The organism is Flavobacterium sp. LPB0248 (genome assembly GCF_013388355.1).
Classification (GTDB): domain Bacteria; phylum Bacteroidota; class Bacteroidia; order Flavobacteriales; family Flavobacteriaceae; genus Flavobacterium.
Map to the genome: position 1 here is coordinate 896,972 of NZ_CP058246.1, position 17,686 is coordinate 914,657.

15 protein-coding genes are annotated in these 17,686 nt (G+C 32.5%); 5 read left to right on the forward strand and 10 right to left on the reverse strand.

From position 1 onward, the window contains the following. Positions 1–156: 156 nt before the first annotated feature. From LPB248_RS03660 to LPB248_RS03685, 6 genes are all read right to left on the reverse strand, one after another. The gene (locus tag LPB248_RS03660; RefSeq protein WP_177210228.1) at positions 157–1,809 is read right to left on the reverse strand and encodes a mechanosensitive ion channel family protein; all 1,653 of its coding nucleotides are present in this window, start codon (positions 1,807–1,809) and stop codon (positions 157–159) included. 97 nt (positions 1,810–1,906) lie between these two features. Continuing rightward, a complete protein-coding gene (locus LPB248_RS03665; RefSeq protein ID WP_177210229.1) occupies positions 1,907–3,376 on the reverse strand; it encodes a lipopolysaccharide biosynthesis protein in 1,470 nt (489 codons plus the stop codon). A 35-nt stretch (positions 3,377–3,411) separates the two neighbouring features. Then, positions 3,412–4,698, reverse strand: coding sequence for a glycosyltransferase family 4 protein (locus LPB248_RS03670; protein ID WP_177210230.1), 1,287 nt, complete (start codon positions 4,696–4,698; stop codon positions 3,412–3,414). 32 nt (positions 4,699–4,730) lie between these two features. After that, positions 4,731–4,982 (reverse strand): hypothetical protein, encoded by a 252-nt coding sequence (locus tag LPB248_RS03675; protein WP_177210231.1) that lies wholly within the window; start codon positions 4,980–4,982, stop codon positions 4,731–4,733. 8 nt (positions 4,983–4,990) lie between these two features. Beyond that, positions 4,991–7,435: a YfhO family protein gene (locus LPB248_RS03680; protein WP_177210232.1), complete on the reverse strand. Its 2,445-nt coding sequence runs from the start codon at positions 7,433–7,435 to the stop codon at positions 4,991–4,993. A 49-nt stretch (positions 7,436–7,484) separates the two neighbouring features. Continuing rightward, complete coding sequence (locus LPB248_RS03685; protein ID WP_177210233.1) at positions 7,485–7,778, reverse strand: DUF4834 family protein; 294 nt, start codon at positions 7,776–7,778, stop codon at positions 7,485–7,487. A gap of 123 nt (positions 7,779–7,901) precedes the next feature. Here LPB248_RS03685 and LPB248_RS03690 point away from each other — a divergent pair, with 123 nt between their 5' ends. After that, entirely contained in the window at positions 7,902–8,870 is a 969-nt protein-coding gene (locus LPB248_RS03690) for a transporter (protein WP_177210234.1), read from the forward strand. Between the two features lie 53 nt (positions 8,871–8,923). Beyond that, a complete protein-coding gene (locus tag LPB248_RS03695) occupies positions 8,924–10,042 on the forward strand; it encodes a GTP cyclohydrolase (protein WP_177210235.1) in 1,119 nt (372 codons plus the stop codon). A gap of 100 nt (positions 10,043–10,142) precedes the next feature. Here LPB248_RS03695 and LPB248_RS03700 read toward each other — a convergent pair whose 3' ends face one another. After that, positions 10,143–10,628 carry a hypothetical protein gene (locus tag LPB248_RS03700; RefSeq protein WP_177210236.1) on the reverse strand — a complete coding sequence of 162 codons (486 nt, stop codon included), beginning with the start codon at positions 10,626–10,628 and terminating at the stop codon, positions 10,143–10,145. A gap of 123 nt (positions 10,629–10,751) precedes the next feature. Continuing rightward, on the reverse strand, positions 10,752–12,011 hold the full coding sequence (locus LPB248_RS03705) for an aminotransferase class I/II-fold pyridoxal phosphate-dependent enzyme (protein WP_177210237.1): 1,260 nt from the start codon (positions 12,009–12,011) through the stop codon (positions 10,752–10,754). Between the two features lie 276 nt (positions 12,012–12,287). Here LPB248_RS03705 and nirK point away from each other — a divergent pair, with 276 nt between their 5' ends. From nirK to LPB248_RS03720, 3 genes are read left to right on the forward strand one after another with little or no spacing between them, the layout of a single operon-like run. Further along, the gene (gene nirK / locus LPB248_RS03710) at positions 12,288–13,733 is read left to right on the forward strand and encodes a copper-containing nitrite reductase (RefSeq protein WP_177210238.1); all 1,446 of its coding nucleotides are present in this window, start codon (positions 12,288–12,290) and stop codon (positions 13,731–13,733) included. Positions 13,734–13,749: 16 nt separating this feature from the next. Then, positions 13,750–14,526 (forward strand): formylglycine-generating enzyme family protein, encoded by a 777-nt coding sequence (locus LPB248_RS03715; RefSeq protein WP_177210239.1) that lies wholly within the window; start codon positions 13,750–13,752, stop codon positions 14,524–14,526. Between the two features lie 16 nt (positions 14,527–14,542). Next, entirely contained in the window at positions 14,543–15,139 is a 597-nt protein-coding gene (locus LPB248_RS03720) for an SCO family protein (protein ID WP_177210240.1), read from the forward strand. A 317-nt stretch (positions 15,140–15,456) separates the two neighbouring features. Here LPB248_RS03720 and LPB248_RS03725 read toward each other — a convergent pair whose 3' ends face one another. Continuing rightward, the gene (locus tag LPB248_RS03725; RefSeq protein ID WP_255463005.1) at positions 15,457–16,680 is read right to left on the reverse strand and encodes a cbb3-type cytochrome c oxidase subunit I; all 1,224 of its coding nucleotides are present in this window, start codon (positions 16,678–16,680) and stop codon (positions 15,457–15,459) included. Positions 16,681–16,951: 271 nt separating this feature from the next. Continuing rightward, positions 16,952–17,683, reverse strand: coding sequence for an iron-sulfur cluster repair di-iron protein (ric, locus tag LPB248_RS03730; protein WP_177210242.1), 732 nt, complete (start codon positions 17,681–17,683; stop codon positions 16,952–16,954). Between the last annotated feature and the right edge of the window lie 3 nt (positions 17,684–17,686).

Here is a 17,686-nt window from a genome sequence, read left to right on the forward strand (position 1 = left end):
ATAAAAAAATACCTACATTTAGTCATTTTGTTAGAAAAAAAACTACGTTTTGAGCAAAGTACTGCTAAACATTCATGATAAAGTTAATTTTTATTAAATTAATTACAAAGTATTCAGGTGTTAAAGTTTTAAATTTAATCACTCGTTATCAATTATTTAACCTTTCTTCTTAAAAGTAAAAACAGGAGATTCATAATCTTCTTTTAAATAGTTAGGCGGAATCGTTGTCGTGTTTCCATCACGCAAAGCACCGTAATGTGGCGACATAATTTCAATACCAGCAGCATTAAACGAGTCTTGAATATTCTGATGAAGCGACGAATAAATACGAGGCTGTTTTGTTGGTTCTTTTGTATAAACATTAATCTGATACGAAACATAAAAATCATCAAGACTAGTTTGTAAAACAAACGGTTTTGGCTCCTTTTCTATCATTTCAGTATTAAGAGCCGCTTCTATCAGAGCTGCATGTATATCTTTCCATGGTACATCATATCCAATTGTTACTGTAGTATGAATTAACAATCCGTTTGTGGACTGATTTGTGTTTGCCGAATAATTGGTAGATGTGCTTGATAAAACAGTAGCATTTGGAATCGTAATATCTTCAAATTTTGGTGTTCTAATTCGAGTAACTAAGGCGGTTTTTTCGATTACTTCTCCGCTTACCTCTCCTATTTTAATAAAGTCCCCTATTTTAAACGGACGCATGTATGTAATAACCAAACCTGCAACCATATTGGCAATAGCATTTGAAGAACCAAGCGAGAACAAAACTCCGACAAATACCGAAACTCCTTTAAAGATAGGCGAATCTGAACCTGGTAAATACGGAAAAATAATGACCAGCATAAAAGCGTACATTAAAAGTCTGATAACGTTGAATGTTGGCAATGCCCAATCGCTGTAAAAACCGTCAATTTTAATCTTTTCTGATTTTATTTCATCAAAGAAAAACTTAATAACCTTCAGTGAATATTTAAAAATAATGATGATTACAATTATGGTAAACAAGCTAGGAAGAAAGCCAACAAATCCCATAACCGCAGATTTTGCAGGAGTCAAAATCCATTTAAGCAATGTTGTCGTATACTCTTTTGTAGCAGGAAATATGCTGAACAAAACAGGTAGCGATAGATATACTATTAAAATAAGCGTAATTATCTTTACAATCCCAAAAATTCGAAGGAACAAAAATAGCTGCTTGTCTGGAGATAATATATTAATTGAATTGTAACTGACTCCTTTAAAATACCTAACTCTATTTTTTACAATATATCTTTTTATGAAATTGAAAACTTTCGATATCAAAAATAAGACTAATCCAATTATAAGGGTTAATAATACTGTATAACCGATTCGTTTAGGAAGCTGCGAATAATTTTCATTCTGATAAATTATTGCACTCTTAATTTTAGCCAAATTACGATTCGCAATCGCACTTACCGTACTGTTTTCGGCTTTTGCATCGGCTTCCAAAACAGACATTATCACCAAATCGCTCTGGTACACAATATCCATAGAAACATCGGAAGGAATGATTTTTATAGAGTCTTTTTCGAAGAACGACTCATTATAAAGCCTTTTAATCTTATTGGTAATATATTGCGCTCTTTCTTTTGCAGAAAAAGAACCGACATTATGATATACTAGAAAAAGTGTATCATTAAAAGGCTTTACAGGATAACCTTTTAATTTCACTGTCACTGCTTCTTTTTCAGAGCTTTTCAGATTTTTGGTCTGGGCAATTACTGAAAAAGAAAACAAAACAAAAAAGAAAGCTAATAACCTAAGTACTTTTATCCTCATATTCAATTAGAAATAAATTAGTTATCCTTTCTAACAAATATAAAAACAAAAAAGCTACGATTTTTTAAATTGTTTTCTTTTTTACAGAAAAATCAGATCAAATTTTAAAACCTAACTTTTTGAAAATAGAATCAATAACATTATTGATATCTGACGAAATCTGGAACTTATAGTTCAAGTACACATATAAAATAGTTACTAATATCGATTTTAAAGCAATACTGATTAATTGAAAAAATGGAAACTCCCAGAAATAAAATACTAAAAACAACACAAATGTTAGCAGTATGGAATGAATCGTCTGTTTGGTAAAAGGATACAAATCAAGCTTCTTAACTACAAAAAGTAATTTTGCCAAACTGTATAATGTAATAGATAAAAGTGTTGCAAATGCAGAACCCATAATTCCAAAATGAGGAATGAACAACATGTTTAAAATTACGGTTAAAACAACCAGCATTAATCCTAAATACAATACCATTCGGTAATATTTCGTATTGAAAATAATGGCATTGTTATTTCCTAAGATTAAGTCAAAATATTTAGAAAGTCCGATCATAAATACAACCGAGATACCACCACTGTAGTCTTTTGGAACTAATTCATACAATTGCCTGATATTCACAAAAATGCACAACATAACAAATCCGCCGACGATCTGTAAATTAATTGACGTCTTTTTGTACAGCTGATTTAATTCATCATGCTTATTTTCATGCATTAATTTAGCCGTAATCGGATACACAATTTGGTGCATGGCACGGCTTGGCACAGAAATTACCAAAGCAATATATGTTGCTACAGAATAATAAGCAATATTCTCAATCTTCATGTATTGATTCAGCATTAGCTTATCACCGTCTAAAAGCAAATTGGCCACACTTCCTGATAAGATAATATAAAAAGTATACTCCATTACACTTTTTACATTTTCTGGTATTGTAATCTGGAAATTAGGCTTTTTAATGTAAAATGCATAAAACATTGTAACAATGAAAGCCAAAAAATAAATACCTGCAGTTACGTAAACAAACTCAACCAAACTGATCCAATTGAAATACAAGCCAATTAAAGCAAATGTAGAAAGCAGTCTTAAACCGACTTCTTTAATAAAGTTCCCGAAAACAGAATGCATGTGAACCCTCGCCCATGCATAAAAAATCTCAAAGTAAGCCATACAGATTCCGATAAACGGAATAAGAAGCATGAACTCACGAACGACTGGATTTTCTTTGGAAACAAAATCGGTTATATCATCGTAGAAGAAGATTCCGATAAGTCCTAGCGGAATACACATTAAAATTGGAAACAGTGCTGTAAAAGACAAAAACTGTTCTCTTTCTTCTTCTGTTTTATATTGCGAATAAAATTTTACAAGTGTATTTTGCATTCCAATTGCAAACAAAGGCATAATTACGTTTGCTGCAGATGTAATATAATTCGTTAAGGCGTAATATGTTGCCCCAAGAAAAACGGGATAAAGATATAATGTATTAATGGCTCCGATACCAAAACCAATGTATGTAATTATAGTGTTTTTAAAAGACTGATTTAAGACAATACCCATTTCTTGAGTTTAGATTGTATGTGATGTTTAATTGATTATCCTTTAATCAGCTGTGCTAATTGTTTAGTTAGGTTTTTTCTTGAATATTGCTGTAAACCAATCCCATGTGATTGCAGCTTCCCTTCCAAAAACTGATTAAAAAAGTCCAAAATTACACTTTTTAATTTCGCTTTCTCAGAATAATCAAAAAATACTCCAGTATTGGTTTGCGTTACGATGTCGGCAAAGTCAGAACCTTGAGGTCCAATCGCAACAATTGGACGGTTTGACACCATGTATTCGAACAATTTTCCTGGAATAATGCTTTTTGTATCTTCGGAATTAATCTCTATTAAAAGTAAGACTTGAGATTTTCTTTGATGAGCAACAGCTTCTTTATGAGAAACGTAACCCACTAAATTTAAATAATCATTTAATTGATGTTCTTGAATAGCGTCTAAAACCTCTTGGCTTACAGCGCCTATTAATTTAATTTCTAAATGAGATTTTAACTCTGAAACTTCTTGCAGTAATTCAACTAAAACTTCCCATAAAAATGGCGGATTTCTATCGGACAAAAAAGAACCAATATGAGCTAAAGTGAATTTCGTATCTAAAGTTTGTTTTTCTACAGTTTCAATATCATAACCGTTTGTAATTATCGTAATTGGCCTATTGGTAATAGCCTCGAACTCTGCTTTTGTGGTTTTACTGGTTACAATGATTTCATCTGCTGAGTTAAGTACTTTATGCTCTAAATTCTTATGCTTTTTTTCGGCATAAGAAGATAGACGAAGCGCTTTATGATAACCAATTGTTGTCCAAGGATCACGGAAATCGGCAAACCATTTTACTTTTAATTTTTGCTGTAATTCTAAACCAATTAAATGCAAACTATGCGGCGGCCCAGAAGTCACAATGGCATCAATATTATTTTCTTGAATATACTTTTCTAAATAAGAAACTGATGGCTTTACCCAAAAAACACGGGCATCTGGAATAAAAAGATTTCCTCGAACCCAAAGAAATGTCTTATCTAAAAAGGTCTGCTTTTTCTTTTGTGGAAAAATCCCCGAACTAATTTTCTTGGTTTTGTTTTTCGAAAAAATGGAAGCCAATTGATAAGGCTCCCAAATTTTATTCTTTAAAACAATTACTTTATCTGATATTTCACTTACCAAATCTTCATCAACAATTGGATAAGTCGGATTTTCTGGAACATAAACTATTGGCTGAACATCAAATTCTGGCAGATATTTTACAAATTTCAGCCAACGCTGTACACCTGGCCCTCCCGCAGGTGGAAAATAATAGGTAATTATTAAAAGTTTTTTTTGTTCCAAGGAAAATGAGTTTAAAAGTGCAAAAGTAAATTTTATTTTAATGCTAATTTCTTATATATTTTAGACATGCTATAAAATAAAAACAAAGCATTTAAAACAATCCAAAAATTATAGAACCCCCAAACAATTTTGTATTCCATTTTCATACTTGAAAAACTAAAATATTCTCCTTGAGTTTCTGAATAAGAATCATCATATCCCATCATGAAAATACCGCAAAAAATAAAAACGAATAAATCAAAAACAGCAAAGAAAACTATTGTAATAATTTTTGAGACTTTCATCTAAGAATTTAATCTTTCAGTTCACTTTTTGAATTATTTTTTCTACTTTCAAAATAAATTCCTCCTGCTAATAGCAACAGCATTCCAATTGAACTTATTAGTGTAATTGTTCCTCCAGTTTTAATAATCTGAGGCTCAAATTTAAATTCAATAGTGTGTTTCCCAGCAGGAATTTCCATTGCTCTTAAAACATAATCAACAGGGAAATGATCTGTTAATTTTCCATCTATGTAAGCATTCCAACCATTTTTATAATACATTTCAGAGAAAACAGCTAAACCATCTCCATTGTTTTCTGATTTGTATTTGATATAATTTGGCTTATAAGTAACAACTTTAATAGTTCCTGTTGTATCAAAAGCTTTCTTTAATCTCGCGTTTTGGAACTTGCTTTCATGTTCGTGAACATTGAAAACCGCCACTTTTTTAGTATCTAAAGTATTCAGCGCTTTCATTACATCGTCTGGTTTGTTTACCAGTTTTACCGACTCTACAAACCAAGCATTTCCGTTTGCATCTGGATTAACTGCAGGAATTTGATTTCCGTCTTTATCCACTTGAATTACGTACTTAACATTCAACATATTAAGTATCTCTAAATTATTTTTAGCAATTTGATAATCGTACAATTGCTGCATTCTTCTTGGTCTTACAGCACTATAACCTCCTATTGTTTTATGGAAATAAGAAGATCTTCCTTGCAATTGCCCTTGAAGGTCAAATACGCGGTATATTGAAGTATCTTTTAATATCTGAGCATCTGCTTGTGTTTCTTGAAAAGGCGCCGCAATCTGAACCGGACTTACAAAGTCTTTAGCAGAAACGTATTTCTTGTCTACAAAAAACAAGTCGAAAATCATCACTAATCCAACTACAATTAAAGTTGTTGTCTGTGAAAGTTTATTTTTTACAAACATCCAAAGAACAGCAAACGTGATTATAATTAAGAATCCAGATCTTAATAGATCTGCATAATACATCGTCATTCTATCTTCTCTTAAAGCATCAACGAAACCTGGCCCGTAGCTTTCCAAATAAGCATTATCGTTCATTCCTGTAAAATGGAAGAAGCTTTTTGCTATTAGAAGAATAACAAGTACTCCTAAACCAAAAACACCTGTCTGGATTAATGCTTTCTGCTGTAATTTTGGCTCATCTTTAGCTTTAAAAAATGATTGCAATCCCATAACAGCTAAAACAGGGAAACATAACTCTAAAATAACTTGAATTGAAGAAACTGCTCTAAATTTGTCATAAAGAGGGACATATTCAATAAAGAAATTGGTTAATAATGAGAAGTTTTTACCCCATGAAAGCACCAAAGTAAAAAGTGCTCCAGTAAGGAAAACATATTTGATTTTTCTTTCGTCTATAAATAAAGCTAAAACTGCCAAAAAGAAAACTACAGCTCCAATATAAGCTGGTGCAGATACAATTGGCTGATCTCCCCAATACGTTGGCATTCCCGAAACAAAATCTTGAGCTTGAGAAGCCGGAACTCCTTGTTCAAGCATGAATGCGTACATACTGCTATCTGTACCCACATTTTCGTGACTTGAACCTCCAAAAATTCTTGGAGCAATTAAATTTAGACTCTCTGCAATACCATAACTATATTCTGTGATATAATCTGTGGTCATAGAAGCAGTGGTCTCATTTTTAGATCCGTCCGGATTAAAGGTCAGCTCACTTTTATCTCTAATACTATATTTAGCATATTCATTTGTTGCCATTAAATTACCAGCATTGGCTCCTAAGGCAAAAATTCCTGCAACCAATAAAACTCCACAAGAAATTAAAAGACCTTTAAAATCTTTTTCTTTGATAAAGTTGTAAGCGTAATAACCTGAAAGAATCAATAAGAAAATCAATAAATAATAGGTCATTTGGAAGTGATTGGCACTAATTTCTAATGCCACGGCAAACATAGTGAGCAAACCTCCTTTAATGTATTTCTTCTGAAAGACGAGTATAAACCCAGCAATTACCAAAGGCATATAAGCAATAGCATGCGCTTTGGCATTATGTCCAACACCTAGAATAATAATCATATAAGTTGAAAAACCAAATGCAATTGAACCTATAAAGGCTTTCAACGGATCTGTTTTTAAAACCAATAGTAAGCCATAAAAACCAAGGAAATATAAAAATAAATAATCTGCAGGACGCGGAAGAAAACGTAATACGTCATCAACTTTACCAATAAAATCGTTCGGATAATTTGCTCCAAGCTGATACGTTGGCATACCTCCAAAAGCAGAGTTTGTCCAATAAGGTTCAGCATTTTCCACTGCTCTAAAGTCATTTTGCTCTTTTGCCATTCCGGTGTATTGAGCAATATCAGACTGGAAGATTTGTTTTCCTTGTAAAACTGGATAAAAATAAATTAACGAAACAAAAATAAAGCCCAAGATAACAAGGGCATGCGGATAGAACTTATTTACTATTTTCAATTTTGGCTAGTTTGGGTTAAAATGAATCCTAAATTTTCAGGACACAAATCTAATCTATTTCTTCGTAATCAACATACTCTCCCACTTTTTTGGTTTCGCGCGGGTTTTTAGCATTGGCAGTATTAATGATTATTTCATCATTATTATTTGTATATTGTTTGTTCTGATACGTATTGCTTTGATTATACTGCTGTTGTTGTCTTTGAAAATTTTCACTGGCATTCTCTACTGCCTTTTTAACCAATACTGGCAAAAAGATTCTAGCTAAAAATTTAAAAATGTAATAAAAAGCTATAACCCACATGATGGTCTTAAACAAACCCGAAAATGACGCTTCTTGCATAACTATATATTTTTTTCCAAAATTAATAAATCCGTTGTTTAAAAATAAAATATGAATCTTAAATAAATAATAAAATATGTACATTTGATATGCGTTATTATATTTTAATCCAAAAAAAATTATATGTTTCAAATTAAAAACTTACTTGCCCCGGTACTTTTTTTTATTCCACAACTGTTTTTTGCGCAATATACTGATGTTATTAATTCTAATCGCCCAGGAGAAACCATGTCAGCTTATGCTGTTGGTAAATCTGTAATTCAAGCTGAATTTGGTATTTATGGCATTAAAGAAAAACACGACTTACTAGATTACGATGCCAGCGGATTTGGTACCGATCTAACCTTAAGATATGGTGCTTTTCTAGAACAATTAGAATTTATTGTCGATTTGCAATACCAATCTGAAAACTTTGACACTCCATACACTAGCTACAAAAAAAACAATTTTAGACAAACCGTTTTAGGAGCTAAATATCTTATTTACGATCCATATAAAAATTATAAACGTGAAGTAAATATTTACAGCTACAGAGCCAACCGAAATTTTCAATGGCGAGAATTAATCCCAGCAGTTTCGGTTTTTGCAGGAGCAAATTTTATTGGAGCAGATAATCCCTACTACTTTTCTCCAAACGGTGAAATTTCTCCAAAAGTTTCGCTTATTACACAAAACCTCCTTGGAGGCGGATCTTGGGTTTTTGTCACCAATATTTTTGCAGATTATATCAGTACTGACTATCCAACTTACGGATATATACTAACTTTAACGCACGGATTCAATGACAGATGGTCTGGTTTTGTTGAAAATCAAGGATATAAAAGCGACTTTTACAGTGACTCGATTCTTCGCGGAGGGGCTGCTTTTCTTCTTTCTTCAAACATGCAGGTTGATGCTTCTATAAGCACAAACTTTAAAAACACACCTTCTATATTATATGGAGGAGTTGGAATATCATGGCGCTACGACGGATGGTACAAAGAAAAGGTAGAAGCAAACAAAGCAGCAGACAGAGCCAAAAAGAATCCAGATAATGAGAAAAAAGTCGACTATCAAGAAAAAGAGAGAAAGCGTAAAGCAAAATACGAATAAAATGTAAATAACTGGAGCCTTTTTTATAATTTAGGCCTCTCAATACCATATTAATGATTACAATTAAAGAAGCCAAAAGCAAGAAAGAATTAACCGAATACATTAAATTTCCTTTTTCATTATATAAAGATAATCCGTATTGGGTACCGCCTATTATTTCAGATGAACTGGCATCTTTTGACAAAACGAAAAATCCTGCATTTGATAATGCCGAAGCTTATTTTTATCTGGCTTACAGAGACAATAAAATTGTTGGCCGTATTACTGCGATCATCAACTGGTCTGAGGTTAACAATCAGCATAAAAGAAAAGTTCGTTTTGGCTGGTTTGATGTAATTGATGATATTGAAGTTACCAAAGCACTTCTTGAAAAAGTATATGAATTAGGAAGAAAGCATAACTTAGAACACGCTGAAGGTCCAATGGGATTCTCCAATTTAGATAAAGTTGGAGTTCTTACCGAAGGTTTTGATCAAGTTGGAACCATGATTACATGGTATAACCACGAATATTATGTAAGACATTTTGAAGAATTAGGCTTTCAAGTGGAAAAACAATATATTGAAAGTATATTCCCGTTTTCAAATGTAAAACCTGAATTTTTTCAGAAGGCCACCGCATTGATTAAAAAGCGTTATGAGCTAAAAACGCTAACTTTTACCAAAACAAAAGACATTATGCCACATGTTGACAAAATGTTTGATTTGTTTAATGAGTCATATGAAAAACTAGCTTCGTTTGTTGCTATTTCTGACGTTCAAAAAGAATATTTTAAAAAGAAATACATCAGTTTTATTAATCCTGAGTATATTAAGTTCGTAGTTGACAAAAATGACAATTTAATAGCTTTTAGTATTGTAATGCCAAGTTTTACAGAAGCATTGCAAAAAATAAAAGGAAAACTATTTCCATTTGGTTTCTTAGAGCTGCTAAAAGCAAAAAAACATAGTAAAGATGTTGTATTCTATTTAATTGGAGTTCATCCTGATTATCAAAATAAAGGCGTTACTGCACTTATTTTTGATGAATATTATAAAACTTTTTCTGAGAAAGGAATTAGAAATTGCATCAGAACGCCTGAGCTATTAGAGAATAATGCTATTCACTTGCTTTGGAAAAACTTTGATCCAATTATTCACTGCCAAAGAAAGACTTATTTGAAGAACCTTTAAATTTAGTTTTCAGTCGCAGTTTTCAGTTTTAGAAAATTAACAATAAAAAAAATCCATTCGCCCCCAAACGAATGGATTTTTCACTTCATAAACACATCATTTACTCTACTTTACAATCTACTTTTGTCAAAGTATTTTTTGCGTCAAATTTTAGTTTTGATTTATCTTTAAAAGAAACTTTATTATTGGCTGTTACTACATCGCCATATCCTTCAATAAAAGCTCCGTCTTTTTGCAGAAAGGCAACTTCTCGAACAGATGATACTCCTTCTGAATTAAAGGTGTAATCGGCAATTAATGTATCACCTTTCATATTTCCTATTAAAGTTCCTTCGTTTTTATCTTTTCCGACCAAATTATAGCTTAGCTTTCCGTTTACTTCTTGATGAGAATTAACATTAAAACTCATTTCTATAATACTTCCATTAGATCTCCAAGCATAACATTGATCTCCAGCCGGTTCAACAATTTCAGCTTCTTTTGGCGGACTTGGCGTAATTTGTACTGGCTCTATAGTAGTGGTTTCTTTTTTACAAGACGTGAAAACTACTAGTATTAGAGCTGTTATTGTTATAACTTTTTTCATACTTGTCTTTTTTTTTATTTTGTTGATTATGAAATAAAGTTACTTTAAATAAAAAAAATCCATTCGCATAACGAATGGATTTTTTTACATAATTCCCATGTTGAGAATTTATTTTTTAAGTCATTACGAAACGTCAACAGTTGTACGTTCTGCAATTTCTTTATAAGTTCCGTTAGTTAATTTCTCACGGATTGCCTCAAAAGCTGTTAAAGTCTCTTCGATATCTTCTAATGTGTGTGAAGCTGTCGGGATCATTCTTAATAAGATAATTCCTTTTGGAATAACTGGATAAACCACAATAGAAAGGAAAATACCATAATTTTCTCTTAAATCGTTTACCATTACCATTGCCTCAGGAATACTTCCTTCTAAGTAAACTGGTGTAATACAAGTATTTGTATCTCCAATATTAAATCCTTTTTCTTTAAGACCGTTTTGCAATGCATTTACGTTTTCCCAAAGCTTATCTTTAATTGCAGAAGATTTACGCAATAATTCCAAACGTTTCAAAGAACCAATTGTCTGAATCATTGGTAATGCTTTAGCAAACATTTGAGAACGTAAGTTGTATTTCAAATAATCGATAACCGTTTTATCAGCCGCTACGAAAGCTCCGATATTAGCCATAGATTTTGCAAAAGTAGAGAAATAAACATCAATTTCATCTTGAACTCCTTGCTCCTCACCTGCTCCAGCACCAGTTTTACCTAATGTACCAAATCCGTGAGCATCATCTACCAAAAGTCTGAAATTGTATTTTTCTTTTAAAGCAACGATTTCTTTTAATTTCCCTTGCTGTCCGCGCATTCCGAAAACACCTTCAGTAATAAATAAAATACCTCCACCTGTTTCTTCTGCCATTTTAGTAGCACGCTGCAAGTTTTTCTCCATACTTTCAAGATCATTGTGTTTGTATGTGAAACGTTTTCCCATGTGTAAACGAACACCATCAATAATACAAGCATGCGAATCAACATCATAAACAATAATGTCATTTTTAGTAACCAAAGCATCAATAATAGACACCATTCCTTGGTAACCAAAATTCAATAAATAAGCAGATTCTTTCATTACGAATTCAGCTAATTCATTTTCTAATTGTTCGTGATACGTAGTGTGTCCAGACATCATACGAGCTCCCATCGGATAAGCTGCACCAAACTGAATTGCTGCATCTGTATCTGCCTGACGAACCTCTGGATGATTAGCTAAACCTAAATAATCATTTAAACTCCAGTTTAAAATATTTTTTCCGTGAAATTGCATTCTAGGACCCAACTCTCCTTCTAACTTTGGGAAAACATAATAGCCTTCTGCTTGAGAAGCCCATTTTCCTAAAGGTCCTTTATTGTCCTGAATTCTTTCGAATAAATCTTTTACCATAATATAATGTAGTAGTTTTTTTTACTTTATCAGCGAGCAAAAATAATCATTATTCTTCTAAAATTCAGACCCTCATTTATTTTTATTAAAAAATATTCGAAACATTATTCTTAACAGTGTTAGTTTTTAAAGTAATAATTGGCAAATCTAATTTAATATGCTAATTCTTTAGGAAGTATGATTTTTATCATAATAAAAGACAAAGATGTCTTTTATTTTTGAATAAAATTTTATCACTTTTTAATTAGAACATAACCATTATAAAATCAGATAATTATGAAAAACAAAAGCAAAACCCTAAGCAAACTGCATGTTCTTTTAGGTTTATTTTGTTTGCTTCTAGTCTTAGGAAGCTGCAAGAAAAACGAAGAAAAAGTTTATGCAGATATTATGACAGAAGGCGAAATGGATGCCGAACTTACTGCACCTCCGCATGTACCCAAACCAGTGGGGAACCGAACTGCAATGAAGCTAAAACTAAACATGGAAATTAAGGAACAAGAAGGTACAATGACTGATGGCGTAAAATATACTTATTGGACATTTGGAGGTTCTGTTCCAGGAAGTTTTATTAGAACTCGTGTGGGCGATGAAGTCGAATTTCACTTAAAAAACCACCCTGATAACAAACTGCCTCACAATATCGATTTACATGCTGTAACAGGCCCAGGTGGTGGAGCAACTTCTTCTCTTGTAGCACCAGGACATGAAAAAGTGTTCAGCTTTAAAGTTATAAATCCTGGATTGTATGTGTATCACTGTGCGACAGCTCCTGTAGGAATGCACATTGCAAATGGTATGTACGGATTGATTTTGGTTGAACCAGAAGGCGGACTTCCTCCTGTTGATAAAGAATATTATGTAATGCAAGGTGATTTTTACACTCAAGGTGAATACGGCGCAAAAGGTCTTCAGCCGTTTGACATGAACAAAGCGGTTAAAGAAACACCCGATTATGTCGTATTTAATGGAAAAGTAGGCTCTTTGACAAATGGAAATGAATTGACAGCCAAAGTTGGTGAAACAGTTCGTTTGTTTGTTGGAAACGGAGGACCAAACTTGGTTTCTTCTTTCCACGTTATTGGAGAAATTTTCGATAGTGTACATATTGAAGGTGGAAGTACAATCAATAAAAATGTGCAGACAACCTTGATTCCTGCTGGTGGCGCTGCTATTGTAGATTTTAAAGTCGAAACTCCGGGAACTTTTATTCTGGTTGACCACTCTATTTTTAGAGCATTTAATAAAGGTGCGTTGGGAATGTTGAAAGTGGAAGGAAAAGAAAATAAAAACATTTATTCTGGAACAATCCAAGAAGGTATTTACCTGCCTGAAGGTGGAACCATACAAAAAATGCCAGGTGGATCGGCTGTAAAAACTGCAATTCCAAAACGAACAGTTGCTGAGAAAATTAATATTGGTAAAGAAATTTTCGGAACAACCTGTTTTGCCTGCCATCAATCTGAAGGGCAAGGAATTCCGAGCACTTTCCCGCCTTTGGCTAAATCAGATTATTTAAATGCCGATTCTAAACGCGCGATTAAAACAATCCTTCATGGTTTAACTGGAGAAGTAACCGTTAACGGTAAAAAATATAATAACGTAATGCCTGCTCAGAATTTATCTGACGATGAAATCGCAAATGTACTGACCTACATTTATAACAGTTGGGGAAATAACAAAACTGAAGTTACGCCAGAAATGGTAAAAGAATTAAGATAAACAGCAAACATTCAGCATGAAAAAATACATTTTCATACTAACTATCTTTTTCTCTGTGTTTAGTGTCATGAAGGCGCAAGAAAAAGGGATGGCTTTCATAAAAGAGGGATCTTATATCCCTCTTTATGGAGCTGTTTCTCAAAAACCTGTTGCGGTAAAATCTTTCTATATTGACATTTATCCTGTAACAAATAGTGAGTTTTTAGAATTTGTCAAAAAGAATCCTTCTTATCAAAAATCGAAAATTAAAGGAATCTTTGCTGATAAAAGTTATCTCTCTTACTGGACAAATGATTTTGATTTTGGAAATGCAAAACCAAAATCACCTGTAACAAGCGTATCTTGGTTTGCGGCTAAAAAATATTGTGAGTGTCAAGGAAAACGTCTAGCAACAATGGACGAATGGGAATATGTAGCAATGGCAGACACCAAAAAAATTGACGCGCGAACCAAAAAAGAGTTTAACGAATACATTTTATCCTGGTACGAGAAATCTAAAACGTATGAAAACGAGATAGGAAAAACGTTCAAAAACTATTGGAGAGTGTATGACATGCATGGTTTAGTTTGGGAATGGACCTCTGACTTTAATAGTATCTTTTTATCAGGAGAATCTAGAAAAGATAAAAGCACAGATAAAAATCTTTTCTGCGGAAGCGGATCAGTTAATGCTTCCGATTTAATGGATTATGCCGCTTTTATGCGTTACGCATTTAGAGGAAGCTTGAAAGCGCAATATTCAACACGAAATCTTGGGTTTAGATGCGCCAGTTCAACAAAACCGAAAATCTAATTTAAATTAGTTTACAATGAAAAAAATAGCAATTGCTTTTCTTCTCCTATTCTCATTTTACAGCTGTAAAGAAGCAGATAAAAAAGAAGCTAAAGCAGAAACAAATAAAGAAATCAGCGATTTATCAATTTATAATCTGCCATCAAAATGGACAACACAAGATGGAAAAGACATTGAATTAAAATCGCTTAGAGGAAATGTTCTGGTAATGGTGATGATTTACACAAGCTGTAAAGCGGCATGCCCTAGATTAGTTGCCGATATGCGCGATATTGAATCAAAACTGGAGAAAAAGACAAAACAGCATGTTAAATTGATTTTGGTCAGTATAGATCCGAAAACAGATACACCTGAAAGATTAAAATCGTTTGCAATTGAAAATAAAATGAATCAAGATCCTTGGATTTTCCTTCGTTCATCTGAAGAAAACACAAGAGAGTTTGCGGCAGTTTTGGCTGTCAATTATAAAAAAATCTCTCCAATAGATTTTTCGCATTCTAATATTATTAGCGTTTTTAATCCAGAAGGAGAATTGGTATTTCAGCAAGAAGGTTTAGGTGTAAATAATGAAAAAACAATTGAAACCATAAACTTAGAAGCAGCAAAAATATAGATATTTAAATAGGTTAATTAGTAAGGAACAAGAGCAAGTTTAGAAATAAAGTTGACTCTTGTTTTTTATTTATCTGAAAAGCTAAGTTAAGCTTCGGAGAAGCGAAATATTTATAGAAAAATCTAATTCATCTACATAAAGAGCTCCAGCGGAGCGAAATATTTATCAGGTTAACAAAACAATCCTAATATGATTCTATAAATATGTCGCTCCGCTGGAGCTTTTTATCTTCGTTAAACATTTTCTATACATATTTCGCTTCTCCGAAGCTTTACAATATATCATCCTTCTTCTATAAATATATCGTTCGCTGGGACTTACTTACTATGACGATATGATTTCCGTTTAATTATTGAAGTCATTATTAAAACCAACCCCAAAACCAAAAGAATACTCAATATCAAAATACTTTGAAAATATCCTGGGATTGTTCCTTTTCCAAAAAAGAAAAACCATCCTTGAAGAAATAACAAAACTTCTGTCAAAATATATCCTGAAATAAAACACTTCACTCCTATTTTCAATGATGAAGAATTGGCAGAAAGCATTTTATTCTGCAATAAAATTCCAAACAAAAAACCTGTTATAATTCCTAAAGTAGTTAAATGAATAAAACCTATTACAAAATTTCTAATTTGATGTGAAACTTCTGCCAGATTGGGGAAAAGAGTTAGCAATTGAATCCCTACTTTCAAAAATAGAGAACATAATGCCAAGCCATAAACTATTTTAGTCGTTTTATGTAAAGTGCTTTTAAAATGACGAATTTGAGGCTGTAACATTTTATAGAAATAAATAAAAGCTCCTAGCTGAATCAAAACTCCCAAAACATTAATATAACTTAAAACGTCATTTTCTATAAACCATCTCACAGGAAAAGCGACTGTTAACAGTGTAGAAATAATTATTAAAACGTAAAACTTCTTAAACTTTACCTCATCAATTTTATTTTGAAATTGTTTTAAAAACAAAGCTAAAATTGCCAATATAAACCAACCATTAAATTGAAAATGAAGAAAAAACTGAATCGCAATCTGATAAAAAGCGCTTTGTTTTCCTAACGTGCTCACCGCCGGACCAAGACACCAAACTCCAAAAGTCGATAAAACCATAAATAGAATCGAAACCGACAAAAGTCTTTGCGATGGCGATTTATCTCTTAAACAATCTTTCCAAACCAAACGGCAAAAAACATAGCTCAACAAAATATGCATTGTTGAAAATATAATCGAAAACAAAGCATAACCTTGAATTGGAAAAGCAATCATCATTCCGATTACTGAAAATTCTGTCAGCCAAAATAGGCGGTTATAAATTGGTTTCTGGCTTTTTTCTTTCGGAATAAAAAAATGAACCACCAAAACATATACAATCATATAAACCCAGCCTAACATGGCAACATGCGAATGCGCATGAAGCAGAAAACTATAGTTCAAAAAATCTAAAGGAAAGAGATACATAAAACGCATTAATAATCCGAAAACACAGGCAATCAGAAAATTAAAAAAACAGCACAGTATCCAAGCTTTTTGAGAATTCATTTTAAAAATATTTTTTAAACACATAGAAAAATAGATTTTATTTTTTCTGCACAATCTTGTCATCCTGACGAAGGAAGGATCACACTAGAAATTCCGTAAAGTATTTCTCTAATCTTTGTCGATTTCCGAGTGTGATTTCTCGTTCCTCGAAATGACAAATGTTGCCGTAAAGATCAGTAGCTAAAAATAACATTTCTTAAAAAATAAAAACACCGATAATTATCATTTTAGAGGATTATTACCGATGTTTTCAAACTATTAAAATTAACCTTTATTCTACTTCAACAAAGTCTTTTTCTAGCGTCACAGCTTTTGGAAATAAGATATTATTTTCCAAATGAATATGCTTGTGTAAATCAGCTTCAAACTCTTTCAGCATAGCAAAAGTCACTCTGTAAGTCGTACAAGCATCTGCTGGCGGAGTATAATTATCTGTCAACTCAGCGATTTCTCTAAAACGTTCGCCTTCATTATCGTGTTCGTGCATCATCATCGCAATCGGATTGGAAACGGTTACAAAAGATGGCTGATGTAAAACTCCGTCTGTATCTTTTGTTTTCACCATTCTTTTTACAAATGGAAATAAAATCAATTCTTCTTTTTTCATGTGCTGAGATAATTCTCCTGCACAGCCAATAAACAATTCGTTAATCTTGAATAATTCTGGGTGATTTGCTCCATGAACTTTGCATAATTTATCCAAAAACGGCAGTAAAACGTTTATTTTTTCTTCTACATATCGATGATGTGTTTTCTCAATATAATCTGCCAATAAATCCAAAGGCCATGAATTAAAATCAATGCTTCCGTTGTTTTCTGATTGTACAACTTGCAGCACATCTTCTAATAAAGCATCTGCATCAATATTTTGTTTTTCACATACTTCGGTTACTGTTCGGTTTCCTTTGCAGCAAAAATCTATTCTATATTTTGAAAAAACTGCAGCCGTTCTAAAATCCTCAGCCACAAAAGATCCTATTGTTTTGTTTTTTAAATTTTCCATGAT

What these genes read in the sequence shown, in the direction of transcription:
- ric (WP_177210242.1), bottom strand. Translation starts at nt 17,683, where the DNA reads ATGGAAAATTTAAAAAACAAAACAATAGGATCTTTTGTGGCTGAGGAT.
- LPB248_RS03675 (WP_177210231.1), bottom strand. Translation starts at nt 4,982, where the DNA reads ATGAAAGTCTCAAAAATTATTACAATAGTTTTCTTTGCTGTTTTTGAT.
- LPB248_RS03665 (WP_177210229.1), bottom strand. Translation starts at nt 3,376, where the DNA reads ATGGGTATTGTCTTAAATCAGTCTTTTAAAAACACTATAATTACATAC.
- LPB248_RS03695 (WP_177210235.1), top strand. Translation starts at nt 8,924, where the DNA reads ATGATTACAATTAAAGAAGCCAAAAGCAAGAAAGAATTAACCGAATAC.
- nirK (WP_177210238.1), top strand. Translation starts at nt 12,288, where the DNA reads ATGAAAAACAAAAGCAAAACCCTAAGCAAACTGCATGTTCTTTTAGGT.
- LPB248_RS03705 (WP_177210237.1), bottom strand. Translation starts at nt 12,011, where the DNA reads ATGGTAAAAGATTTATTCGAAAGAATTCAGGACAATAAAGGACCTTTA.
- LPB248_RS03715 (WP_177210239.1), top strand. Translation starts at nt 13,750, where the DNA reads ATGAAAAAATACATTTTCATACTAACTATCTTTTTCTCTGTGTTTAGT.
- LPB248_RS03700 (WP_177210236.1), bottom strand. Translation starts at nt 10,628, where the DNA reads ATGAAAAAAGTTATAACAATAACAGCTCTAATACTAGTAGTTTTCACG.
- LPB248_RS03720 (WP_177210240.1), top strand. Translation starts at nt 14,543, where the DNA reads ATGAAAAAAATAGCAATTGCTTTTCTTCTCCTATTCTCATTTTACAGC.
- LPB248_RS03690 (WP_177210234.1), top strand. Translation starts at nt 7,902, where the DNA reads ATGTTTCAAATTAAAAACTTACTTGCCCCGGTACTTTTTTTTATTCCA.
- LPB248_RS03725 (WP_255463005.1), bottom strand. Translation starts at nt 16,680, where the DNA reads ATGAATTCTCAAAAAGCTTGGATACTGTGCTGTTTTTTTAATTTTCTG.
- LPB248_RS03685 (WP_177210233.1), bottom strand. Translation starts at nt 7,778, where the DNA reads ATGCAAGAAGCGTCATTTTCGGGTTTGTTTAAGACCATCATGTGGGTT.
- LPB248_RS03660 (WP_177210228.1), bottom strand. Translation starts at nt 1,809, where the DNA reads ATGAGGATAAAAGTACTTAGGTTATTAGCTTTCTTTTTTGTTTTGTTT.